The sequence below is a fragment of the Cytobacillus sp. FSL H8-0458 genome (assembly GCF_038002165.1).
GTDB lineage: Bacteria > Bacillota > Bacilli > Bacillales > Cytobacillaceae > Cytobacillus.
Genome location: NZ_JBBOBR010000001.1, coordinates 512,335 through 534,061, shown reverse-complemented (window position 1 = coordinate 534,061; position 21,727 = coordinate 512,335). Strand labels below are relative to the sequence as shown.

Genomic DNA, 21,727 nt, shown 5'->3' with positions numbered 1-21,727 from the left:
TGCTGAACCCCGATAGCGGTATAGCTGTGCCATGTACTTCCGCTTTTGTTAATTAACATCACATTTGCTTAGAAAAGATTCGGTTTCATCCGTTGCAGTTAAAGTTTTCCCAGGATATAGTTCATCCAATGCTTTTATCATTGTTTTGCCAATGCCTTGATGCCGGTGTGACGGGTTAACAGAGATATGCTGAATCTCCATTGTCTGATCACTTGATGTAACACCGACCAGCCCAATGATATCTTCGCCTTCCTTCCATAAAAACAGCTGCCGATTTTCTTCAGATTCATATTGCTTCATCGTCTGCTGCAGCCTTTTCAAGTCTTTTTCATTAGGCATGAAAGATAAAAGACCCATTGCAATTTTTTCAAATGACTTTTTATATCGAATTAGCATATTAATCCCTCATTATTTGAATAAAAACATCATAAACTATTTTTCCCATATTTTAATATTTGTAAACTTTTCATAACAGTATATGTATTCATGCTGAATGTTGCTATTTTCGAATAAAACCGGCTAATTCATTGCCTTATCGCCTTCTTCGCTGCAAAGCTCTAAACTATAAAGAACCAGTAAACAAGTCCCCATCCGATGCTTAACACAAGCAATATTATAAAAAGAAGCCAATTGCTTTTTTTCATATTTCCTTACTGCCCCCATTTATTTAAATCCTTTGACTTACAAACTATCATTCATTTTACACTATTCTTTCTCATAATTCCATTCTGCTTGCTGAAATAGGCATTTTGAGCTAATGTTTCAGGTAGAGGAGAATTGAAACTTTTTCGCGGAAAGAATCGTCTATTTACAGGAAGCCATTAAGTGAGCCGCAGATTTGATTTAAATGGCTTCCCTATTTTTGCTCCGGGAGGTAACCGCATGAAATGGAATAAAATGCTATTACTATTCATAATGTCGCTATTATTTATTTTGCCGATACAGGCATTTGCTGATATGGCGGAAGGTGATGTAATTGTCACTTTAGGTGAGAATCTATCAGAAGAACAAAAAAATATGCTTCTGGCTGAAATGAAAGCTCCGAAAGATGCGACCATCATTACTGTTTCAAATGAGGAAGAACATCAATATCTTGGAAATTATATCTCTAAAGCTCTTATAGGAACAAGAGCGATATCCTCTTCGGCAGTCACAGTAGCGAAACAAGGCTCAGGCCTTGAAGTAGAGACTAAGAATATTAACTGGGTCACTGATGAAATGTACATTAATGCTTTGATTACTGCTGGTGTAAAAGATGCCAAAATTTATATTACAGCACCTGCAAATGTTTCTGGAACAGCTGCTTTAACAGGCATTATCAAGGCATATGAAATTTCAGCTGAAAAAACGATCCCTGAAGATGTAAAACAGGCGGCAAATGAAGAGATGGTGGAAACAGCCAAGCTTGGCGATTCGGTTGGAAACGAGAACGCAGCTGCTTTAATTGCCAAAATCAAAGAGGAAATAGCCAAAAATTCACCTGAAACCGATGCAGAACTCAGAACAATTATCGAAAATGCAGCAAAGGACCTTGGCATCACTCTGACCGAACAGGAGATTCAAAGCTTAATAGATTTATTCAACAAGCTGAAAGAGCTTGATATCGATTGGAATCAGGTCGGCGAACAGCTTAACCAGGCAAAAGACAAAATTTCCAAATACCTTGAAAGTGAAGAAGGCCAGGGATTTTTAGAAAGCCTAAAACGTTTTTTCACTAGTGTAATAGACGCGATTAAAGCCTTCTTTTCTTAAAAAAATTAAGCTGCCTTAGCGGGCAGCTTAATTTTTTATTTTTTCATTAATCGGCAGATCCAATCGTAATAGATCCTCGTATGTTTCCCTTTTAACAACCAGATTAGCCTCTCCATTTTCAATAAAAACTACAGGCGGCCTTGGGATTCGATTATAATTGTTTGCCATGGAATAACCGTATGCGCCTGTACAGAAAACGGCCAGGAGATCTTGATCCCCTGCTTTTGGAAGAGGCAAATCCCAAATAAGCATATCGCCTGATTCACAGCATTTTCCGGCAATTGATACTGTCTCTTCCGGCTTATCCAGCACCCGGTTTGCCAATACCGCTTCATACTTAGCCTGATAAAGGGCCGGCCTGATATTGTCACTCATACCGCCATCTACAGCGAGATAATTTCTTACATTTGGAACCTCTTTGCGTGACCCAGTCTGGTATAAAGTTATTCCGGCATCTCCTACAAGGGAACGCCCCGGCTCAATCCAAATTTCCGGCATCTTCATGGAGAACTGTTTAGCCTGATTTTTAACTTCCCCGATAATTTCTTCAACATATTGAGATGCATGAATCGGATCATCATCTTCTGTATAGCGGATTCCAAAACCACCGCCTAAGTTAAGCACTTTAGGTTCATATGCATGTTTTTCTTTCCACTCTGCCATCTTCTCAAAGATTTTCTTTGCAGCCAAAATGAAGCCTGTTGTATCGAAAATCTGAGACCCGATATGACAGTGCAGTCCAAGCGTTTCAATCCAGCTCGAATTCAGAGCTATTTGCAGAGCCTTTTCAGCCTGGCCATTCTGCAGGTCAAATCCAAATTTTGAATCTTCCTGGCCGGTTAAGATATAGTCATGGGTATGAGCTTCAATTCCAGGCGTGACCCTCAGTAAAATTTTTGTTTTAGCTGCAAGTGATTCACAAATCTGTTCTAATAATTCCAGTTCATAAAAATTATCGACAACTATACAGCCGACATGATTCTTTAGAGCCATCTCAAGTTCTTCTCTGCTCTTATTGTTCCCGTGAAAGTGGATTCTTTCAGATGGAAAGTCTGCTGCAAGAGCAGTGTATAACTCTCCGCCTGATACCACATCCAATGAAAGACCTTCTTCATCTACAAGCTGAACCATTGCCACTGTTGAAAAAGCTTTGCTCGCATATGCAACTTGTGCTTCTATTCCAAGCTTCTCGAAAGTTTGCTTAAAGCCCCTGGCTCTTTCTCTTATTAATGCCACATCATATACGTATAAAGGTGTTCCAAATTGACTTGCGAGTTCGACGGTATCCATACCGCCAATTTCAAGATGCCCTTTGTCATTTGCCTTCATGGTGCCGTGAAAAAACATGGTTCCCCCTCTTCCTTTTCCTCAGGTGTCTTACCCCTGAGACTGAACAATTTATGAAAGAAATAGACAGCATCCCAAGAGACTGTCTATTCTGTTTCCTTTAATCCTTTATTTAATTAAAAAAACTTTACCATATTTCGTGTATCTTAGCAATCGGCATTCCGCGTATTTCTTATTTAACAGGCTGCTTGTAACGATTTCTAGTCTGGACAATGCTTGGCCGTATTTTTGAGCCAGGCATGGAACGGCGAATCAGGATTTGGGATAAAGCAACCGGGCTGAACGGAATAAACGGCCATAGATATGGTGTATTCAAAGATTTGATGCTTGCAAGAAGAAGAATGATTAATGTAAGCCCCACGACCAGGCCTGGTGTATGGAAAATCGCAACTGCCACAAGCAAACTCAATCGTAAAATTTTATTGGCAATGCTCAGTTCATAGCTTGGTGTCGTATAAGTTCCAATGGCCGCAAGTGATACATATAAAATGACTTCAGGAACAAAAAGGCCTACATCTATGGCAATTTGACCTATAAGTACAGCGGCTATTAAGCCCATTGCAGTTGAAAGCGGTGTCGGTGTATGGATTGCCGCAATTCTAAGAAATTCAATTCCCACATCTGCAAGAAACAGCTGGGCTATAACAGGAACATTCGTTTCTTCATTTGGCCCGATAAATGCGATTCTTTCAGGCAGAAGGGAAGGCTCTAATACAAATAAAAACCATAGCGGCAACAGTACGATTGAAGCCAAAAGACCTAAAAAACGAATCCAGCGGAGAAATGTGCCGACTGCCGGCGATTGCCTGTATTCTTCTGCATGCTGCAAATGATGAAAATATGTTGTAGGTGTAATAATGACACTTGGTGAAGTATCAACAAATATAACGACATGCCCTTCAAGCAAATGGGCTGCTGCCACATCTGCTCTTTCCGTATACCGAACCAGCGGGAAGGGATTGTATCCCTGCTTTAAAAGAAATTCCTCGACTGTCTTATCAGCCATTGTGATGCCATCTATTTCAATCGCTTTAATTTCTTTTCTAATTAAATCAACTAAATCCTTATTAGCCACATCTTTAATGAACCCAATGGCGACATCTGTCTTGGATCTTTCACCAACACGCATGATTTCAAAGCGAAGCCGTTCATCTCTAATCCTTCTGCGGGTCAAGGCTGTGTTTACTATTATATTTTCTACATAGCCATCTCTTGAGCCGCGGACAACCTTTTCGGTATCCGGTTCCTGCGGGGTCCTTCCGGGATAGCTTCTGACATCGATGACAAGCCCTTCTCCTTCACCCTCGCCCACAACGACAATCAGGCCTGATAGCACCTGATCAACCAGTTCATCCATTGTTTTAATGTGCTCAATGGATTGGTGCCTCAGCCTGTTTTCGATGATTTTAAATAGGTTAGAGGAAAGTTTTTCACTGTCATTGATCCCAACCAGACCCTCAATGATGGCAATGATATAACTCGTATCCGTCAGTCCATTAATATAATAGAAATGAACATCCTTCCTTAAGATCGTTAGCTTTCTGACACCCAGATCGAAGCTTTCTCCCAGGCCAACTCTATTTTTCATGTACTTTTCAATTTCTTGGACGGACTCAAATATAGGTGTCTTATCATCCTTCGTCTTGTTTCGTGTCATAATAGCCGCTCCTTTCCAATATAAGCTCTACTGCCTTTTTAGTAATTGGCGAACCTAATTCATAATGATCTTTTTTAGACATCTTTCCGATATCGCCAATTCCCACGATTATCGGCACATCCAGCTGATCAAGACAATAAACGGTATCACCATTGATTCTTCCAATTTCCATCTCGGGTACTCCGAACTTATCAACTCCGTATGGAGTCAATTCCCCGTTATTATCGATACATACATCTACTTTTGTCCACTCGGCCTGTCTTGTTTTTGAGGCAACTGCTATGACACCCAGAACATCGATATCTTTATGGCACGCAACATATTTCAGCGCATTCTCTCCGGCTCCCTCCCCGATAAACCCGCTGTCATCAAACATAACTAATACGGGATCATGGGAGACTTTTTTTATCAGCTTGACGATTTGCTGACCGTTTAAGACTGAAGGGTTTCCATGCGACAAAGATAGACATCTTCCTCCGATTTCCTTCGCAACACGCTCCACTGTCCTTCTTGCAAAATCGTCTCCATCAGTAATAAGAATGACGTGCCTCCGTTCATCCATAGCAGTTTTTCCTTTCCGAATCCTCATTTTTCTTAAATATGCCCAGCCGATTGCTTATTTATTTACAAAATAAATCCATTGAAACAGTGATCCGAACACCTTTCCAAATACAAATGCCATCAATAAAATGACAATCTTTCCATCTACTCCGATTCTTTTCGCCAGGATTGGAAAAACATTCAGCACTTCAGTTAAAGCTGCCGCCAGCATGCCAATAAATATGCCCGAAGCAAGCCCGATGGGTATTAAAAACAGAGGTGTCAGGTGAAAAACCGGATTCCATAAAGTTGCCAGTGCACCAGCCAAAGCCCCCATTACAACTGCAGCTTCATAATAATGGATCATCTTCATCGTCTTGCTCAGCTGTGTAAGCCTTGGAATAATGCCCAAGACAGCCAGAAAAGCAACAAAACCAGAACCAACAGCGAGCCCGCCTGCAAATCCTATGATCATTACCAGGACAACATTAATGGTCATCAAGATACTTCATACTCTCCTTGTTTTCTTTCAATGCAACATAGTTATCAAGATCAAGCTGATAATTGAACATTTCTACTTCCAATGGGCTTGGCTCCTCGTTCAGCCGCTTCTTAAAAACATGGTTAAAGAAAATGATCATGCCAAGCCCCAGGCCAATCGAATAGGGGATTTGAAAAATGAGAGGCCTGCTGTCCACTTCCCCGGTTATGAGAGTGTAAATTCTAAGCTGTACAGCCTGCATGCTCACGTCTTCATGAAAATTCATAATAGCGAGGGCAGCACCTATGAACAGAAGCAGCCAAACCAGCAGAAAGAGAGGAAATGATACTTTACGCTTCTTTGTAACCACCTCGACTATCGCTTGAGCCGGCCCGATCGACTGGACTTCAATGTTCGAAAATAATTGGGTTATGGTCCCAATTACCTTCATAACGTCAATTACGACAATATTCCGATCCTGCTCGCTTACTTGATAAAGCGGAAGTACACAAAGCTTTTCGTAAATGTCATCATCGGCAATAACCTGTGCAATATCTTTCAGCAGTATTCTCTGATTGGGCCGTATTTGCAGACGATGCCGCAAGCGAATATAAACTGTTTTTTCCAATATGCTCACTTCCCACAAAGTGATATCCTCTTCGAAATTGGTTCGCCTATTTATGGCGTTTCGCTTTTGTGTCTATATTTAGTATGAGTTACAGATATTAGCTTCATGAACTCCAATAATTGGCTGTTTGAGAAGTGTCGAAAAGCACTGAATTGTTATATAAAAAATGAAAGACCGGATGGAGTTAAATATCCATCCGGTCTTTCATTTGCTGCAGTATCTTTTTTTCCAGACGCGACACCTGCACCTGGGAAATGCCAAGCCTTGCCGCCACTTCGGATTGAGTCTGATCTTTATAGTAGCGCAAGTAAACAATCAGTCTTTCCCGCTCATCCAATTCACGGATCGCTTCTTTTAATGCTATTTTATCAAACCATTTTCCTTCATTGCCATCATCAATCTGATCGAGCAGTGTAATGGGATCACCGTCGTTTTCATACACTGTTTCATGTATAGAAGAAGGGATCCTGCTTGCTTCCTGGGCAAGGATAATATCTTCAGGAGAAATTTCCAGGAACTCGGAAAGCTCTGTAACGGTCGGGATGCGCCCAAGCGTTTTTGATAACTCGTCTTTGGCTTTCCTGATTTTATTGCCCATTTCCTTTAAAGAACGGCTTACTTTTACCGTTCCATCATCCCGTATGAACCTTTGGATTTCTCCGATAATCATTGGAACTGCGTAGGTCGAAAACTTTACATCATAACTTAGATCAAACTTATCAACCGATTTCAATAAGCCGATACAGCCAATTTGGAAGAGGTCATCGGGTTCATATCCTCTATTCAAGAATCTCTGGACGACAGACCAGACAAGACGCATATTTTTTTGAACAATTTTGTCCCTTGCCCCCTGATCTCCGCTTTGGCTTTGCTTTATTAGCTCCTTGACTTCATTGTCCTTTAAATAGGTTTGGCCCTTCTCTGCTTTAACCTCCACATCCATAGCAAGACTCCCTTAATTGCATAGCATTTTACTATTTGATAAATGCTTCCTTAATCGGATCTCTGTGCCTATTCCCGGCTGCGATTGGATTTCGATTTCGTCCATGAAATTTTCCATGATGGTAAAGCCCATACCTGATCTTTCCAATTCAGGTTTTGTTGTAAATAATGGCTGACGCGCCTCTTCCACATCCATAATACCAAGGCCTTTATCCTTAATAGTCAGGTCAATGAATCCATCTTCAATCAGGACTGAAATATAGACAACCCCATTAGGATCATTTTCATAGCCGTGAATAATGGAGTTGGTTACAGCTTCAGAAACCACCGTTTTAATTTCTGTCAGTTCGTCCATTGTCGGATCAAGCTGGGCAATAAAGGCAGCAACAGTGACACGGGCGAATGATTCATTTTGGCTAAGCGCACTGAATTCGAGGTTCATCACATTTTTCATAGTTCAGGCGACCCCCAATCTTTGCAGTGCGTTTTCTTCTGTCGGTTCTAAACGGATTATCTTAAATAAACCCGACATATCAAATAGTCTCTGCACTGCTGGAGAAATCGCACAAACAACCATTTCACCATGCTTTTGTTTGATTTGTTTGTAGCGGCCCAAAATCACTCCCAGCCCTGAACTATCCATAAAAGAAAGCTGCTCAAGGTTTAATATAATATGATGGATGTCATGATCTTCAATCGCCTTTGTCGCCTGTTCACGCAGTTCATCTGCCGAATGATGGTCCAGTTCCCCGCTTAAACGAATACATAAGACATCATGCTTTACTTCCAAATTAATGTTAAGACTCACTATCTTAGCCTCCTTATCTTGTATCCGCAACTGAAAAGCCGCTAATGCTCATGCTTTTCCTCCGGATAGGATAATCCGGAATCTTAAAAAATTCCGGTATCCGCCCTTATAGTGAGTCAATTTCGATGCCTGGAGCTTCATTTCCTCCCTGGAGACAAAACTAGTGTATTTTCGCTAAAAATAATGATCATAGGGAGGCTTTTCGACAAAAATAAATGGTTATTCTGTTTTTGAAAATAATCCCATGGATCTTTTAAACAATGTCCACCATGATGCTTCACTGCTGTCTTCTTTAGCAACCAAAGGGCTTTCAACTAAGACTTTTCCATCCTTTTTCAAGGTTAATGTTCCGATCTGATCACCCTTTTGGACAGGAGCTTTAATATTTTTATTTAAAGTGATCTTCTGTTCAATTTCCTTGATGCTTTCACCTTTTTTAGTTAAAAGGGAAATCGGTTCACTAGTCAGGGCTTCAACCATTTTCTTTTCGCCTTTGCTGACTTCTACTTTTCCAAGAACGTGATTTCTTTCATACATTGGGTGTGTCTTATATTGGCTAAATGCAAAGTCGAGCATTTTAGTCACTTGAGCATTGCGTTCTTTTGAAGTCGGTGCGCCAAATACAACAGCTATAACCCGCATTCCGTCTTTCTCGGCTGTTGCCGTCAGACAGTATTTTGCTTCAGAAGTGAAACCGGTTTTGAGACCATCAACACCAGGATAAAAACGCACAAGGCGATTCGTATTGACCAGCCAGAATTTTTTATCTGTGTCTTCACGAAGGTAGGCTTCATATGTCCCCGTAAAATCAGTTATTTTCTCATATTTAAGAAGCTCTTTGGCCATTATGGCCATATCATGTGCAGTACTGTAATGTTCCTTAGCTGACAGGCCTGTAGGGTTTTTGAAACTAGTATTTTTCAGCCCTAATTCCTTTGCCTTTTTATTCATCATTTCAACAAAAGCTTCTTCTGACCCGGCAATTCTCTCAGCCATTGCAACGGATGCATCATTACCGGAACCAATGGCAATCCCCTGCAGCATTTGCTTTGTGGTCATTTCTTCACCTGGCTCCAGAAAGATTTGCGAACCGCCCATTGATGCTGCATATTCGCTTGTCCGGATTTTCTCATCCCATGACAGCTTTCCTTCATCTATTGCTTCCATAATTAAGAGCATGGTCATGACTTTTGTCATGCTGGCAGGCGGAAGCTGCTCACCGCTGTTTTTTTCATACAATACCGAACCGGTATCACGCTCGATAAGAATTGCGGACTTCACATTATCCGCTAACTCTGCGCTGCTTTCTCTTGCAAACCCGGAAGGAGCAAAGATTGTTGCCATTAATAATGCTATTAACATTAATGAGACGAGTCGTTTCATCACACAATACCTCCATTCTTTATAGCCTCCATTTTTTCCAGTTAAAGAAAATTTATACAGATCACGAAGACTAAAAAAGAAATTAAACAGTCAGCACCGCGCCAAAAAGCCGCCGGATTTAACCCCCCGGCGGCTTCTCGATTCAATATTATTCAGTTATTTCTTCATGAATTAATACTGGTGCCTCCACTTTTTCAGTGGACAGCGTAATGTTTTCATAAAGCATATTTCTGACTTCTTCTACATTTTCGAAATTGCTGCAGATGGTTACGAGAGATTCGCCCTTCTGTACACGGTCGCCGATTTTCTTTCTTAAAATCAGGCCAACGGCTAAATCAATTTCAGATTCCTTGGTTGCTCTCCCTGCTCCCAGCAGCATGGCTGCAGTTCCGATCTCATCGGCAACAATCTCAGAAACATAGCCATCCTGCTTAGCTTCTAATTCAAATGTATATTTTGCCTGAGGCAATTTTTGGGGATCATCGACAACTGACGCATCTCCGCCTTGAGAGCTTAGGAATACTTTAAATGTTTCTAAAGCTGAACCGTCCTTCATAGCATTCTCTAACTTTTCACGCGCTTCCTTCAATGAATCCGCTTTTTTCGCCAGGAAAACCATATGGCTTCCAAGGGTCAGGCAAAGCTCAGTCAGATCTTCAGGTCCTTCGCCTCTTAACGTATCGATAGCTTCCTTTACTTCAAGGGCATTGCCAATGGCATAACCAAGCGGCTGGCTCATATCCGAGATAACAGCCATTGTGTTTCTGCCGACATTATTTCCAATGCGGACCATCGCTTTTGCTAATTCACGTGAATCGTCAAGTGTCTTCATAAATGCGCCGGCGCCTGTCTTAACATCAAGGACAATGGCGTCAGCACCAGCGGCGATTTTTTTGCTCATAATTGAGCTTGCAATGAGAGGGATACTGTCCACTGTAGCTGTTACATCGCGCAGTGCATATAACTTTTTGTCTGCAGGTGTTAAGTTGCCGCTCTGCCCAATGACTGCAATTTTATTTTGATTAACAAGCTTAATAAATTCCTCATTCTCAATTTCTACATGGAACCCTTCAACAGCCTCAAGCTTGTCGATTGTTCCGCCTGTATGTCCAAGCCCGCGTCCTGACATTTTCGCAACCGGGACACCTACTGCAGCTACAAGCGGTCCCAGTACGAGTGTTGTTGTATCACCTACACCGCCAGTTGAATGTTTGTCTACTTTAATTCCTTCTATTTTGGATAAGTCAATTTGATCACCGGATTCTACCATTGCCATAGTTAAGTTGGCTCTTTCGTTCTCTGTCATCCCCTGGAAGAAGATAGCCATTGTTAAAGCACTTACCTGATAATCCGGGATCGAACCGTCTGTGTATCCTTTAATGACGAATTGAATTTCTTCTGCCGTTAACTCCAGTCCATCTCTTTTCTTTTCAATAAGATCCACCATTCTCATCATCAAACACCACTTTCATTTATTCATTTCTTATGGCTTTATTCTAATCGATTGTTGTTTTGCTTAAAAAGTCAGCCCGTTGATTTCCACTGCGGGCACTTGCTTTCCGCGGGGAGGAACGGGAGCCTCCTCGGCTTCGCCTGCGGGGTCTCCCGACCCCTCTCCTCCCGCAGACATTGAATAAGCTTCCTCGAATGAACACCGCACAAAGAAAATGCGATAGCATTTTCGAGGTTCAAGTACCCTCCGCTCCAACCAACTCAGTTATTAAACCAAGTTAGCAGCATAACCGCCAAAATTAATAAGCTTAAGCACCAAATTCCTTAACAATTGCTTTCACATACCGAAGGAAGTCAGCTTTGACTTTTTCTGTTGTTTCGATTACTTCTTCATGGTTCAGCGGCTGGTCCAGGATGCCTGCAGCCATGTTTGAGATACAGGAAATTCCAAGTACCTTCATGCCTGAATGCTGTGCCACAATGACTTCCGGAACAGTTGACATGCCGACTGCATCTCCGCCCATTGTTCTCAGCATGCGAACTTCTGCAGGGGTTTCATATGTTGGGCCTGTATTGCCGACATACACTCCTTCCTGAATCTTCAGGTTCAGCTTATCGGCTATCCCTCTGGCAAGCTTCCTCATTTCTTTGGAATATGCTTCTGACATATCCGGAAAACGCGGACCCATGCGGGAATCATTAGGGCCGATTAAAGGATTGCTGCCCATATTGTTGATATGGTCTGAAATAAGCATTAAATCACCTGGAGAATAGGTTTCATTCACTCCACCTGCCGCATTCGTAACAATGAGTTTCTCAACACCCATCTCATTCATTACTCTTACAGGGAAGGTTACCTTTTCAAATGAGTATCCTTCGTAATAATGGAATCGGCCTTGCATAGCAACCACTTCAATGCCGTTCAAGCGTCCAAATACAAGCTGTCCTGCATGACCTTCTACTGTTGATACAGGGAAATCAGGGATTTCATTGTATGGAATTTTAACCGGTTCTTCGATTTCGTCTGCCAAAACACCAAGTCCTGAGCCTAAAATCAGCCCAATCTTTGGCTGGCCTGTATATTTATTTTTAAGAAATTCAGCCGCATTTTGAATTTTGCTATAATCCATCATCATTCTCCTCTTTTGCTTTTTTAATGTAATTATTTCAGTTGATTCAAAAAGCTTTTGCCATAGGACGGCATTTTCACTTTAAAGTTATCTGCTATTGTCGCCCCAATATCTGCAAAGGTTTCACTGACCGGCAGCTCTTTTCCTTCTTCCATATCTTTTGAATAAACAAGAAGTGGAACGTATTCTCTCGTATGATCTGTGCCATGATGGACAGGGTCATTGCCGTGGTCTGCCGTGATCATTAATAAGTCGCCATCCTGCATTTTTTCAAATACTTCTGGCAGGCGTTCATCAAACTCTTCAAGAGCTTTTCCATACCCTTCCGGATCACGTCTATGGCCAAATAATGCATCAAAGTCCACCAGATTTACAAAGCTCAGGCCTGTAAATTCTTTATCAAACGTTTCGATCAGCTTATCCATCCCATCCATATTTGATGTTGTGCGAATGGCCTCAGTTATTCCCTCTCCATCATAAATGTCGGAGATTTTCCCAATTGCCACTACATCAAGTCCGCCATCTGCCATTTCATTCATTACTGTGCGGTCAAATGGCTTTAACGCATAATCATGCCTGTTTGATGTTCTTTGGAAATTTCCCGGCTCGCCAACGAATGGTCTGGCAATCACACGTCCTACCATATATTTTTCATCAAGTGTCAGCTCACGTGCGATTTTACAGATTTTATACTGTTCTTCAATAGGAATTATATCTTCATGTGCCGCAATCTGCAGAACTGAATCGGCTGATGTATAAACAATCAGAGCTCCGGTTCTCATATGTTCTTCTCCCAGTTCAACCAGGATTTCTGTTCCGCTTGCAGGCTTATTCCCAATAATCTTCCTGCCTGTGCGTGATTCAAGTTCTGAAATCAATTCCTCCGGAAATCCATCAGGAAAGACTCTAAATGGAGTTTGAATATTTAAACCCATAATTTCCCAATGACCGGTCATTGTGTCTTTTCCATTTGATGCTTCCTGCATCTTCGTGTAGAACGCCATAGGATTATCCGCTTTTTCGATTCCTTTGATTTCGCGGATATTACTAAGGCCAAGTTTACCCATGTTCGGCATCTTCAGGCCATTCATTTTTTCTGCGATGTGGCCGATCGTATCGGCACCTTTATCACCGAACTTATCGGCATCAGGCGCTTCTCCGATTCCCACTGAATCCATGACAATTAAAAAAACGCGCTTATATGTATATGCAGCCATTTGAAAACCTCCTAATTATTTGAATACGGTTACAAAAATCATATTCGTATAGTACCCTTTTTAGGTTTATTTAACACTGATTCTCTTGCTGGAGCTGGGGTGTATACCGCCATTCGTGCGTTTAAAACATATTAAGGATAGCCCTTTCATTTGTCAGAAGTCTGACATCTATATTTTACCTAATAAACAGGTGAAATGACAAGAAAAAGCTGCCTATTTTTCATGGCAGCTTTATGACATTTGATTTTTTTCTATTTTTAAGCACGCGGATGGTATTGACTGTACACATCTTTAAGCCGTGTTTTGGTTACATGCGTATAAATTTGCGTTGTGGAAATATCGGCATGTCCAAGCATTTCCTGGACAGCCCGCAAATCTGCCCCATTTTCCAGCAGATGAGTGGCAAATGAATGCCTCAACGTATGTGGAGTCAGCTCCTTCTCGATCCCTGCCTCCTGAGCCAGCCGCTTCAGTATTTTCCAGAATCCCTGTCTTGAAAGACGTCTGCCGTGATGGTTTAAAAATAATGCTTCATCCCTATGCTTTTTAGAAACAAACTTGCCTCTTCCTTCAGTTAAATACCTTTCAAGCGCTTCAGAAGCTGTTTTACCAATAGGCACAATCCGTTCCTTATTTCCTTTGCCAATACATCTTACAAAGCCCATCGTTAAATGAACATCACCTGAGTTCAGGCCTATCAGTTCACTTACGCGAATGCCTGTAGCATATAAAAGTTCAAGCATGGCTTTATCCCGCAGACCAAAGTGATCCTTAATTTCCGGAAGATCCAATAAAGTTTCCACTTCCTGCATGTTTAATACTTTCGGAAGCGAACGTTCAATTTGCGGAGTTTCTATATGGACAGAAGGATCATGGCCAACTGCTTTTTCGCGGAGCAGAAATTGGTGAAAGGCCCTTAAGGAGGCTATGTGCCGAGCCAGAGTCTTTGAGGATTTACCCTGTTTTTTTAAAAAACCGAGAAATTGGACAATCTGCATGCGCTGCACATTCTCAAGGCTTGTAGCCTTCTCTTCCGACTTGAGATACTTCAGATAACTTTTCAAATCTCTTTCATAAGAGATAATTGTATTTTTGGCGAGGCCTTTTTCTACAAGTAAATAATGAATAAAGTCTTTTAACTGATCATCCATATGATAGCATTACTCCCCGTTTAAGTAGAAAAGAATTAACCGGTCCAGCAAGCTCCTATCCTCATCAGTTCCGCTCGCAGACACCTTAACAGCCGCTCCCCTTGGTTCGTCATAGCGGTGATAATCCTGGTATTCTTCATTTAACCACATAATACCATAATAAAAAAGGATTGTGCATCCAGTAAAAATCACAAATACTTTAATGGTCTGAAAAGCCATGCCCAGCCAGGATTTCATGGTTTGTTCCTCCATAACTTTTAATAAAAAGAAAGATATTCAGCTTTCTATTATTAAAAGGTATGCCATTTTGGACAAGAATTATACCTGAATTTGTATAAATGAAGTTTCTTCAGGGCACTTGCTTTTTGGAAAACAGCGCAAATAAAAAAGCCTATCCTAATGTAGAATAAGCTTTGTCAATAATCATATTAATTTTCATCTGAATCGGTTTCTGTTTGTTTATCCTGGCAGCGGTAGCAGATGCCATGGAACGTAAGGCGGTGATCCTTTATTTTAAAGTTCCAGCGGCGTTCAACCACTTCCTCTACGTCTTCAAGCAAGTCTTCCTGTATTTCATCAACAGCTCCGCACTCAATACAGACTAAATGGTGGTGAAAATGGGCTGCCCCTTCCTGACGCAGGTCATACCTGGAAACTCCATCACCAAAGTTGATTTTATCGACAATTTTTAATTCAGTCAGCAATTCAAGTGTTCTATATACAGTTGCCAAGCCTATCTCAGGCGATTTCTCTTTTACTAGGAGGTAGACATCTTCCGCACTTAAATGATCCTCTTCGTGTTCTAACAGGACGCGAACTGTTGCCTCTCGCTGTGGTGTTAGTTTATAGCTGGATGAATGCAACTGTTTTTTAATTCTTTCAATTCTGCTTTCCATACCGAAAGTCCCTCCCTCGCCACTAACATTCTCATTATAACAGAAATGAGATCACATTCAAAATAAAATAATTATAAATAACAAACGATAACGAATTTAATATAATAATAATTATAATATCATCTAAAATAGATTGAAACCTCTTTATATTTACCCTATATTACAATTTTTATCCTTTTCCCGTACAGCAAAAAGCAGAGCCTGCCGCTCTGCCTTTAACAATAATCCTATTAAGATTGGATTGAATTAACAACAGATTTCATTAAGACTGGCGAGATAAATGCCTCTACCCCGGCTGCAGCAATTAGAAACAGAATGGCAACAGCAAAAGCAATCATATATCTTCCGAAAAGAGGCATCATGGGCTGGCCGGCTTTTTTCATAAATTGTCTTCTTATCATTTTCAAAGAGAAAGACACAGCCAGAGTTGCTGCTATTATAAATATAGGTATGATGATCAGATTCTGGGGAAGAACCGATACGAAGGAAAGTATAAATCCTTCCCATCCCATGCGGTTAACGAGAAAGCCAACTGTAAAGCCAACCACCATGCCTTTCATAAAAAGCAGAATAAGAATGACTGGCAGTCCAATTATGGAGATTCCCAAAATCCACATCAACCCTATAAATTTTGTATTATGGAAAAAGCTTTGTTTAAATAATTCATCTGCTGCTGCAATATGCCCATCTGATACTTGTCCAAAAAACTGAGACAGATAATAAAATAAATCTTCTTTTTGAGTAAAACTCAAGCTATTTACAACAATAGCCCCAAAAATGACACCCATGAGAAATAATACAATAACAAATAAGTAAATTGAGGAATGTTCGCGAAAGTGGGCTGCTGCGGCGTTCTGGTACATTTTTTTTTTCATTGCTCTTCCTCCTAAGACAAAACAAATTGGATATTAAATTGTATGCCTGTCCCGGAATTGTATGACAAAGAATTGATCTGCTCTGCTCCTCAATCAGTAAAAAAGTTCTTGAATACTTCATGTGTTTCTTGCTATAATTTTCAAAATTGTCTTAATTATCATTGGGGGGGCTGGGAAAATGGATCCGATCTTAAAAGAGTTTCCAGAGAGAATTGAAACAGAAAGACTTTATATGAGGCCCGCCTTGCCCGGAGACGGAAAAACAGTTCATGAGGCTTTAACAGCTTCAGCTTCCGAGCTTAAAAAATGGCTTCCTTTTGCACAGAATGAACAATCAGCTGATGAAGTTGAGTCTGGTATCCGTAAATCTTATGCCAAGTTTATTCAAAGGGAAGATTTCCGTATCCATATTTATAGGAAAGAAGATGATGTGTTTGTCGGCTCTACTGGCCTGCATCGCATAGATTGGGATGTCCGCAAATTCGAAATTGGCTATTGGGGAGATGTGAGGTTTCGGAAAAACGGCTATATTTCTGAAGCAGCCGCAGGTTTGACAAAGTTTTCCTTTAAGCATTTTCAAGCGAACAGAGTGGAAATCAGATGTGATTCGAGAAACGTTAACAGCCGAAGAATTCCCGAAAGGCTGGGATACACGCTTGAAGGGATCCTAATTAATGACAGCCTAAGTGCAGACGGAAAAGAGCTTAGAGATACTTGTGTTTATGCTAAAGTCAGCATCTAAAAACATAGAGCCTGCATAGGCTCTATGTTTTTAAGAATCCACAATTCTGCCGTACTTGCCTCCGCCCCCTGCCTGAAGGTTTAACTTCCCTTCACGCGCTTTTCCAATTAGCTTAGCTGTTTTCTCAGGAATTACTTTGCTAATCTCTGAGAAAGGAACATCATGCAGAATGGCCATTTCAGTTCCGAAATGATTCAGCAGCTTCTCCAGCATTTTCGGGCCTAACCCTGGAATGAACTCAAGCGGCACCTGATGAATATAAGGAGGCCGTTCAACGAGCAACTCTCCAAATGATTTCAGTTCGGAAATTCGGTCAGCCACGCCTTTGATAAATTTGTGGTGACTGCAATTCCTGCATTTACCCTTCCCTTCATCAAAGGGGCCAAAACATTCAGAACAAACAGTCTGATGGTATTTGCCGAGCAGAGGATCAAGCCCGTAATTGGCTTTAACCCTGCATTTTTCTTTTCCGGTCAAAGCCTTCTGCAGTTCAGCAAATGTCGGTGCTTCCATTTCCAGAACCTGATATTCTCTTGCGATCTTTTTTAATGAATGGGCATCTGAATTTGTTAAAAATGTATATCTGTGAAGTTCAGCTATTTGATCAGCCATCTTCGTATCTGCACTAAGTCCCAGCTCAATTGCATCGATTAAACCAGGATCAAACACCTCCGACAGCGACCGCTCTACCCCTTTCCCGAATAGACTCTTAAATGGGGTAAAAACATGGGCAGGAATAAAAAGCCCCTCCAGTTCCTTTACTTTTTCCTGAAGCATTCTGCCTGAGGCATAAATTCTTTGAGAGCTTAAAGTTATGTTCTTCAAATACCCCGTTAACCAGGCAGAGAAATCCTTCATTGCGGATAGGGTTGGAAAGTAGCACAGGACATGAATAGGGCCTTTACAGGAATCATCATATATTTCAAGTTCCGACCCGGGTATAATCGTCAAATCTCCGTATTGAAGTCCCCCGTCCTTATGCTCTGTTACAAAGCCTTTTTGGGCCAAGTCCTCGATTTCAAGGATGACTTCGGGAGAATGACAATCAATTATTCCAATGATATCAAGCCCCTTTTCATTGCGGGCATGCCTGATGATATTAGTGAAGGTAAGTGATTTAGCGCCAGTTATTTTAACTGGCTTTCCCGTAAACGTACGTCCAATATGGATATGGAGATCAGCAAAAAAGCGCTTCATGCTATTTTTTCAGCGCTTCTTGAAGCTGCAGATATTGGATTGCATAAGCAGTTTTCGCATCATAAACCTTTTGCTCCTCAAGCAGGGATATGGCTTCCTCAAGGGTTACCTCCAAAAGGTTCACAAATTCATCTTCATCAGGCGAAGCGGCATTCTCTTTTTTCTTCAGACCCTTTGCTATATATAGATGTACAAGCTCATCGGCAAATCCGGGAGACGTGTAGAATGAGATCAGCCATTCCATTTCCGTGCAGCCGTACCCCGTTTCTTCTTCCAGTTCCCTTTCTGCACACACGCTGGGTTCTTCTCCTTCTTCAAGCTTTCCGGCTGGAATTTCAGCAATAATCTTATCCAGCGCTTTTCGATATTGTTCAACCATCACTATTTTATTCTCTTCTGTTACTGCCAATACAGCTACTGCTCCGGGGTGTTTGATAATTTCCCGCTTCGATGTTTTGCCATTCGGCAGCTCAACATCCTCCACCTGCAGACTAATGACTTTACCAGTGAAGATTTTTTCCGTCTTAATTGTTTTTTCTTCTAAGCGGCTCATTGTTTTCAGTCACTCCTGTTCTATTCCGGTAATGATTGCTCATACATTTTATCATACTTGATGAGGGGGAGTATGGCATGAAGGTGTACGTCCATAAAAGGGGAGTCATTCTGGCCGGCAAAGCCTGGGAAGTCCGTGAGAAACTAAAACAATACGGCAGGCAGTATATCCTTGTAAAAGACTGGGTTGAATCTCAGAACATTATAAAGTGAAACTTCAATCAGTGGGGGTGTTCCCTTATCGCCCACTGATTGTTAGTTGAGGCCCACAGGAAGTGGGTCACAAAGACGTTGCCACAGGACAAGGAAAGCTGCGGCAGCGATACATCGCACGACCGAAAGCGGCAGCTTTTGGGAGGACGTGGCGTTCTTAGTCTTTGTCCTTATTTCGGGCTTTACGGGCAGTTTGCCCCCCCACTTATCCTCCTTTGATTCATCTCCATTAGACTGCGATAAAATGATAAGCCTCTAAATTTGAGTATGCCTCATTTGTTTATGTACAATTATAGAAAACATTCAAATGAGGTGGGCACTTGAAAAAGAGAAGACTTGGAAACTCAGACTTGTACGTAAGCGAGCTGGGGCTGGGCTGCATGTCAATTGGCACCGACCCTTCCAGGGCTCAGGAGATCATTGAATCGGCCCTTGAAGCAGGAATCAATTATTTTGATACAGCTGATTTATATGATTTTGGCGAAAACGAAAAGCTTGTCGGACAATCCTTAAAGAATGTCCGCGAACAGGTGATTATTGCAACCAAAGCCGGCAACCGATGGAATAAGAATAAAGACGGCTGGAGCTGGGATCCCTCAAAAAGCCACATCAAAGAAGCTGTAAAAGACAGCTTGAAAAGACTGGATACGGACTATATCGATTTATATCAGCTTCACGGCGGCACGATTGAAGATCCGATTGATGAAACCATTGAAGCATTTGAGGAACTAAAGGAAGAAGGATACATCCGCCAATATGGCATTTCCTCCATTCGCCCAAATGTAATCCGGGAATTTGCATCAAAATCATCCATTGTTTCTGTCATGATGCAATACAGCATTTTAGATCGGCGCCCTGAAGAAGAAGCGCTGCCTCTTCTGAATCAAAAAGGCATCAGTGCAGTTACAAGAGGGCCGCTGGCCAAAGGGCTGCTCAGCGACAAAATGCTTGATAAAGCGTCGGAATCGGTAAAAGATAAAGGCTATTTGGATTACAGCTATGAAGAATTGAAAAAAACGCTCACCAGCATCCGCGAAAAAATTTCAGACCAGCGCACCATGAACGAGATAGCATTTCAGTTTAATCTCGCTGACCCGGCTGTCGCTTCCATTGCCGCAGGTGCCAGCCGGGCTGAGCAAGTAAGAGCAAATGCAGAAGCAGCAAGAGCCAAGCCTCTGAACGAAGATGAATTGGCAATGATTAAATCTATTGCAAAGCTAAATAAATATGAGCAGCATAGATGATAGAATGCTCATAATATAAGACAAGAAAGGGGCTGACAGAAAAGTCGGCCCCTTTTTTAATATTATTTGAATTCTTTCCAGTTAAGATTGCTTTCTCCAAGCAGTTCTTCAAAACTTTTATTTTTTTCGCGCAGTCTTCTTTCTTCTCTTTTTGTGCGCTCTTCTTCTTCCTTCTGTTTATCTTCAGCAGCCTTTAATTCCTGCTTTTTCCCTTTCAGCTGCTCCACCAGGTCCCGGTTCAGCATGTCGCCAAGCGTGACTGGCTTATCGTCTTTTTTAGGCTGGGAATGGTGTTTTTTCTTTTTCATATAATCCCCTCATCAACTGATTTTGCCATTTATTATAGCATATTTTACTTTTCATGAAGGAACAGGCTTAATCACTTTTATGGTAAAAATTCCAGAAACTCAATTCTGTTTCCGAATGGATCATCTACAAAGAACCTCTCTCTTCCTTCTATCTGAGGTTCTTCCTTTATTGCTATTTTCTGCTCCTCAAGTTTGCTTCTCAAGGCTTCCAGGTTTTCCACAATAAATCCAGGGTGGGCTTTTTTGGCGGGCAGGAAGCCTTCCTGTACTCCAATATGGATTTCCTGATCTCCGCAAATAAACCAGCAGCCTCCGCGCTTTTGGAGATTTTCAGGCTTGGGAATTTCCTTCAGGCCAAGCTGTTCGCCGTAAAATATTCTTGCTTCCTCCTCGCAGCCTTTCGGAGCTGCCAGCTGGATATGGTCAATTCCTTTAAAGGAAAAACTCATTTTTTCTCCTCTTTTCTTTTAGGCTGAAGATAATGAAAAGCACAGCATGCAGCTGTACTTTTCTAATGTATTAGTAGGCTTCTGTTACAACGTTTTCATCAACCTGCAATTCAGGTTCTGTTGAATTGATAATTTCCTCGATTGTAAAGCCTTTAGCTACTTCAACAAGCTTTAAACCGGACTCGGTGACATCGATGACTGCCCGCTCAGTTATAATGCGGTCAACGACGTTTTTACCAGTTAAAGGCAGGCTGCATTCTTTAAGAATTTTTGAATCACCATTTTTATTAGTGTGATCCATAATCACAATGATTTTATTGGCGCCATGAACGAGATCCATTGCACCGCCCATCCCCTTGATCATTTTTCCGGGAATCATCCAGTTGGCAAGATCTCCTTTTTCTGAGACTTCCATCCCGCCGAGAATGGCAATATTCACATGGCCGCCCCTGATCATTGCAAAAGATTCAGCACTATCAAAATAAGATGATCCCTGGATGGCTGTAACTGTTTCTTTTCCTGCGTTAATTAGATCCGGATCAACTTCACTTTCTGCAGGATACGGGCCGATTCCCAGTAATCCATTTTCAGATTGCAGGACCACTTCCTTATTATTAGAAATATAATTGGCAACCAATGTTGGCATACCGATTCCCAAATTCACGTAAAAGCCATTTTCAATTTCCTTCTCAGCCCGTCTCGCAATTTTTTCGCGTACTGCCGCTTTATCGTTACTCATGACACCCTCTCCTTCCGTCACTGG

General features: G+C 41.5%; 26 protein-coding genes. 4 read left to right on the top strand and 22 right to left on the bottom strand.

Translation table 11 applies throughout. The annotated features are described in order from the left end of the window. Positions 1-48: 48 nt before the first annotated feature. Positions 49-396, bottom strand: a complete 348-nt coding sequence (locus tag NYE23_RS02645) for a GNAT family N-acetyltransferase (protein WP_035330083.1) — start codon at positions 394-396, stop codon at positions 49-51. A 486-nt stretch (positions 397-882) separates the two neighbouring features. Here NYE23_RS02645 and NYE23_RS02640 point away from each other — a divergent pair, with 486 nt between their 5' ends. Next, positions 883-1,752 (top strand): DUF1002 domain-containing protein, encoded by an 870-nt coding sequence (locus NYE23_RS02640; RefSeq protein WP_341075253.1) that lies wholly within the window; start codon positions 883-885, stop codon positions 1,750-1,752. A 27-nt stretch (positions 1,753-1,779) separates the two neighbouring features. Here NYE23_RS02640 and lysA read toward each other — a convergent pair whose 3' ends face one another. The 16 genes from lysA to spoIIM form a co-directional block, all read right to left on the bottom strand. After that, positions 1,780-3,099 carry a diaminopimelate decarboxylase gene (lysA, locus tag NYE23_RS02635; RefSeq protein ID WP_341075252.1) on the bottom strand — a complete coding sequence of 440 codons (1,320 nt, stop codon included), beginning with the start codon at positions 3,097-3,099 and terminating at the stop codon, positions 1,780-1,782. Positions 3,100-3,271: 172 nt separating this feature from the next. After that, positions 3,272-4,756 carry a spore germination protein gene (locus NYE23_RS02630; protein ID WP_341075251.1) on the bottom strand — a complete coding sequence of 495 codons (1,485 nt, stop codon included), beginning with the start codon at positions 4,754-4,756 and terminating at the stop codon, positions 3,272-3,274. Then, the gene (locus NYE23_RS02625) at positions 4,731-5,318 is read right to left on the bottom strand and encodes a stage V sporulation protein AE (protein WP_341075249.1); all 588 of its coding nucleotides are present in this window, start codon (positions 5,316-5,318) and stop codon (positions 4,731-4,733) included. Before NYE23_RS02625 ends, NYE23_RS02630 begins: the two co-directional genes overlap by 26 nt. Before the next feature lie 54 nt (positions 5,319-5,372). Further along, entirely contained in the window at positions 5,373-5,795 is a 423-nt protein-coding gene (locus NYE23_RS02620) for a stage V sporulation protein AB (protein ID WP_341080579.1), read from the bottom strand. Then, the gene (locus NYE23_RS02615) at positions 5,785-6,405 is read right to left on the bottom strand and encodes a stage V sporulation protein AA (RefSeq protein ID WP_341075244.1); all 621 of its coding nucleotides are present in this window, start codon (positions 6,403-6,405) and stop codon (positions 5,785-5,787) included. Before NYE23_RS02615 ends, NYE23_RS02620 begins: the two co-directional genes overlap by 11 nt. Positions 6,406-6,589: 184 nt before the next feature. Next, positions 6,590-7,348 (bottom strand): RNA polymerase sporulation sigma factor SigF, encoded by a 759-nt coding sequence (gene sigF / locus NYE23_RS02610; RefSeq protein ID WP_009332823.1) that lies wholly within the window; start codon positions 7,346-7,348, stop codon positions 6,590-6,592. 12 nt (positions 7,349-7,360) lie between these two features. Then, positions 7,361-7,801, bottom strand: coding sequence for an anti-sigma F factor (spoIIAB, locus tag NYE23_RS02605; RefSeq protein ID WP_282172687.1), 441 nt, complete (start codon positions 7,799-7,801; stop codon positions 7,361-7,363). A gap of 3 nt (positions 7,802-7,804) precedes the next feature. Continuing rightward, entirely contained in the window at positions 7,805-8,155 is a 351-nt protein-coding gene (spoIIAA, locus tag NYE23_RS02600; RefSeq protein WP_076258140.1) for an anti-sigma F factor antagonist, read from the bottom strand. Positions 8,156-8,374: 219 nt separating this feature from the next. Further along, the gene (locus tag NYE23_RS02595; protein WP_341075241.1) at positions 8,375-9,538 is read right to left on the bottom strand and encodes a D-alanyl-D-alanine carboxypeptidase family protein; all 1,164 of its coding nucleotides are present in this window, start codon (positions 9,536-9,538) and stop codon (positions 8,375-8,377) included. A gap of 148 nt (positions 9,539-9,686) precedes the next feature. After that, positions 9,687-10,991 carry a pyrimidine-nucleoside phosphorylase gene (locus tag NYE23_RS02590; RefSeq protein ID WP_341080577.1) on the bottom strand — a complete coding sequence of 435 codons (1,305 nt, stop codon included), beginning with the start codon at positions 10,989-10,991 and terminating at the stop codon, positions 9,687-9,689. 307 nt (positions 10,992-11,298) lie between these two features. After that, positions 11,299-12,120, bottom strand: coding sequence for a purine-nucleoside phosphorylase (locus tag NYE23_RS02585; RefSeq protein WP_341075240.1), 822 nt, complete (start codon positions 12,118-12,120; stop codon positions 11,299-11,301). 32 nt (positions 12,121-12,152) lie between these two features. Further along, positions 12,153-13,337, bottom strand: coding sequence for a phosphopentomutase (gene deoB / locus NYE23_RS02580; protein ID WP_341075239.1), 1,185 nt, complete (start codon positions 13,335-13,337; stop codon positions 12,153-12,155). A gap of 257 nt (positions 13,338-13,594) precedes the next feature. Further along, the gene (xerD, locus tag NYE23_RS02575) at positions 13,595-14,488 is read right to left on the bottom strand and encodes a site-specific tyrosine recombinase XerD (RefSeq protein ID WP_341075238.1); all 894 of its coding nucleotides are present in this window, start codon (positions 14,486-14,488) and stop codon (positions 13,595-13,597) included. Between the two features lie 9 nt (positions 14,489-14,497). Next, on the bottom strand, positions 14,498-14,725 hold the full coding sequence (locus NYE23_RS02570; RefSeq protein WP_035330067.1) for a YqzK family protein: 228 nt from the start codon (positions 14,723-14,725) through the stop codon (positions 14,498-14,500). 191 nt (positions 14,726-14,916) lie between these two features. Beyond that, positions 14,917-15,384, bottom strand: coding sequence for a ferric iron uptake transcriptional regulator (fur, locus tag NYE23_RS02565; RefSeq protein WP_341075237.1), 468 nt, complete (start codon positions 15,382-15,384; stop codon positions 14,917-14,919). Between the two features lie 230 nt (positions 15,385-15,614). After that, complete coding sequence (spoIIM, locus tag NYE23_RS02560; RefSeq protein WP_341075236.1) at positions 15,615-16,259, bottom strand: stage II sporulation protein M; 645 nt, start codon at positions 16,257-16,259, stop codon at positions 15,615-15,617. 178 nt (positions 16,260-16,437) lie between these two features. Here spoIIM and NYE23_RS02555 point away from each other — a divergent pair, with 178 nt between their 5' ends. Continuing rightward, positions 16,438-17,001 (top strand): GNAT family N-acetyltransferase, encoded by a 564-nt coding sequence (locus NYE23_RS02555; RefSeq protein ID WP_341075234.1) that lies wholly within the window; start codon positions 16,438-16,440, stop codon positions 16,999-17,001. 30 nt (positions 17,002-17,031) lie between these two features. Here the strand turns inward: NYE23_RS02555 and NYE23_RS02550 are convergent, their stop codons facing one another. Beyond that, positions 17,032-18,198: an endonuclease Q family protein gene (locus NYE23_RS02550; protein ID WP_341075232.1), complete on the bottom strand. Its 1,167-nt coding sequence runs from the start codon at positions 18,196-18,198 to the stop codon at positions 17,032-17,034. Between the two features lies 1 nt (position 18,199). Then, positions 18,200-18,751: an NUDIX hydrolase gene (locus NYE23_RS02545; RefSeq protein WP_341075231.1), complete on the bottom strand. Its 552-nt coding sequence runs from the start codon at positions 18,749-18,751 to the stop codon at positions 18,200-18,202. A gap of 77 nt (positions 18,752-18,828) precedes the next feature. Here NYE23_RS02545 and mciZ point away from each other — a divergent pair, with 77 nt between their 5' ends. Continuing rightward, positions 18,829-18,963 carry a Z-ring formation inhibitor MciZ gene (gene mciZ / locus NYE23_RS02540; protein WP_341075230.1) on the top strand — a complete coding sequence of 45 codons (135 nt, stop codon included), beginning with the start codon at positions 18,829-18,831 and terminating at the stop codon, positions 18,961-18,963. Positions 18,964-19,283: 320 nt separating this feature from the next. After that, positions 19,284-20,207 carry an aldo/keto reductase gene (locus tag NYE23_RS02535; protein WP_341075228.1) on the top strand — a complete coding sequence of 308 codons (924 nt, stop codon included), beginning with the start codon at positions 19,284-19,286 and terminating at the stop codon, positions 20,205-20,207. A 62-nt stretch (positions 20,208-20,269) separates the two neighbouring features. Here the strand turns inward: NYE23_RS02535 and NYE23_RS02530 are convergent, their stop codons facing one another. From NYE23_RS02530 to NYE23_RS02520, 3 genes are all read right to left on the bottom strand, one after another. Beyond that, positions 20,270-20,515, bottom strand: a complete 246-nt coding sequence (locus NYE23_RS02530; RefSeq protein WP_341075227.1) for a YqkE family protein — start codon at positions 20,513-20,515, stop codon at positions 20,270-20,272. A 77-nt stretch (positions 20,516-20,592) separates the two neighbouring features. After that, positions 20,593-20,964 carry a VOC family protein gene (locus NYE23_RS02525; RefSeq protein WP_341075226.1) on the bottom strand — a complete coding sequence of 124 codons (372 nt, stop codon included), beginning with the start codon at positions 20,962-20,964 and terminating at the stop codon, positions 20,593-20,595. Between the two features lie 70 nt (positions 20,965-21,034). Then, positions 21,035-21,703: a 3-oxoacid CoA-transferase subunit B gene (locus NYE23_RS02520; RefSeq protein ID WP_341075225.1), complete on the bottom strand. Its 669-nt coding sequence runs from the start codon at positions 21,701-21,703 to the stop codon at positions 21,035-21,037. Between the last annotated feature and the right edge of the window lie 24 nt (positions 21,704-21,727).

What these genes read in the sequence shown, in the direction of transcription:
- NYE23_RS02645 (WP_035330083.1), bottom strand. Translation starts at nt 396, where the DNA reads ATGCTAATTCGATATAAAAAGTCATTTGAAAAAATTGCAATGGGTCTT.
- NYE23_RS02640 (WP_341075253.1), top strand. Translation starts at nt 883, where the DNA reads ATGAAATGGAATAAAATGCTATTACTATTCATAATGTCGCTATTATTT.
- lysA (WP_341075252.1), bottom strand. Translation starts at nt 3,099, where the DNA reads ATGTTTTTTCACGGCACCATGAAGGCAAATGACAAAGGGCATCTTGAA.
- NYE23_RS02630 (WP_341075251.1), bottom strand. Translation starts at nt 4,756, where the DNA reads ATGACACGAAACAAGACGAAGGATGATAAGACACCTATATTTGAGTCC.
- NYE23_RS02625 (WP_341075249.1), bottom strand. Translation starts at nt 5,318, where the DNA reads ATGGATGAACGGAGGCACGTCATTCTTATTACTGATGGAGACGATTTT.
- NYE23_RS02620 (WP_341080579.1), bottom strand. Translation starts at nt 5,795, where the DNA reads ATGACCATTAATGTTGTCCTGGTAATGATCATAGGATTTGCAGGCGGG.
- sigF (WP_009332823.1), bottom strand. Translation starts at nt 7,348, where the DNA reads ATGGATGTGGAGGTTAAAGCAGAGAAGGGCCAAACCTATTTAAAGGAC.
- spoIIAB (WP_282172687.1), bottom strand. Translation starts at nt 7,801, where the DNA reads ATGAAAAATGTGATGAACCTCGAATTCAGTGCGCTTAGCCAAAATGAA.
- NYE23_RS02595 (WP_341075241.1), bottom strand. Translation starts at nt 9,538, where the DNA reads ATGAAACGACTCGTCTCATTAATGTTAATAGCATTATTAATGGCAACA.
- NYE23_RS02590 (WP_341080577.1), bottom strand. Translation starts at nt 10,991, where the DNA reads ATGAGAATGGTGGATCTTATTGAAAAGAAAAGAGATGGACTGGAGTTA.
- NYE23_RS02585 (WP_341075240.1), bottom strand. Translation starts at nt 12,120, where the DNA reads ATGGATTATAGCAAAATTCAAAATGCGGCTGAATTTCTTAAAAATAAA.
- deoB (WP_341075239.1), bottom strand. Translation starts at nt 13,337, where the DNA reads ATGGCTGCATATACATATAAGCGCGTTTTTTTAATTGTCATGGATTCA.
- xerD (WP_341075238.1), bottom strand. Translation starts at nt 14,488, where the DNA reads ATGGATGATCAGTTAAAAGACTTTATTCATTATTTACTTGTAGAAAAA.
- NYE23_RS02570 (WP_035330067.1), bottom strand. Translation starts at nt 14,725, where the DNA reads ATGAAATCCTGGCTGGGCATGGCTTTTCAGACCATTAAAGTATTTGTG.
- fur (WP_341075237.1), bottom strand. Translation starts at nt 15,384, where the DNA reads ATGGAAAGCAGAATTGAAAGAATTAAAAAACAGTTGCATTCATCCAGC.
- spoIIM (WP_341075236.1), bottom strand. Translation starts at nt 16,259, where the DNA reads ATGAAAAAAAAAATGTACCAGAACGCCGCAGCAGCCCACTTTCGCGAA.
- NYE23_RS02555 (WP_341075234.1), top strand. Translation starts at nt 16,438, where the DNA reads ATGGATCCGATCTTAAAAGAGTTTCCAGAGAGAATTGAAACAGAAAGA.
- NYE23_RS02550 (WP_341075232.1), bottom strand. Translation starts at nt 18,198, where the DNA reads ATGAAGCGCTTTTTTGCTGATCTCCATATCCATATTGGACGTACGTTT.
- NYE23_RS02545 (WP_341075231.1), bottom strand. Translation starts at nt 18,751, where the DNA reads ATGAGCCGCTTAGAAGAAAAAACAATTAAGACGGAAAAAATCTTCACT.
- mciZ (WP_341075230.1), top strand. Translation starts at nt 18,829, where the DNA reads ATGAAGGTGTACGTCCATAAAAGGGGAGTCATTCTGGCCGGCAAAGCC.
- NYE23_RS02530 (WP_341075227.1), bottom strand. Translation starts at nt 20,515, where the DNA reads ATGAAAAAGAAAAAACACCATTCCCAGCCTAAAAAAGACGATAAGCCA.
- NYE23_RS02525 (WP_341075226.1), bottom strand. Translation starts at nt 20,964, where the DNA reads ATGAGTTTTTCCTTTAAAGGAATTGACCATATCCAGCTGGCAGCTCCG.
- NYE23_RS02520 (WP_341075225.1), bottom strand. Translation starts at nt 21,703, where the DNA reads ATGAGTAACGATAAAGCGGCAGTACGCGAAAAAATTGCGAGACGGGCT.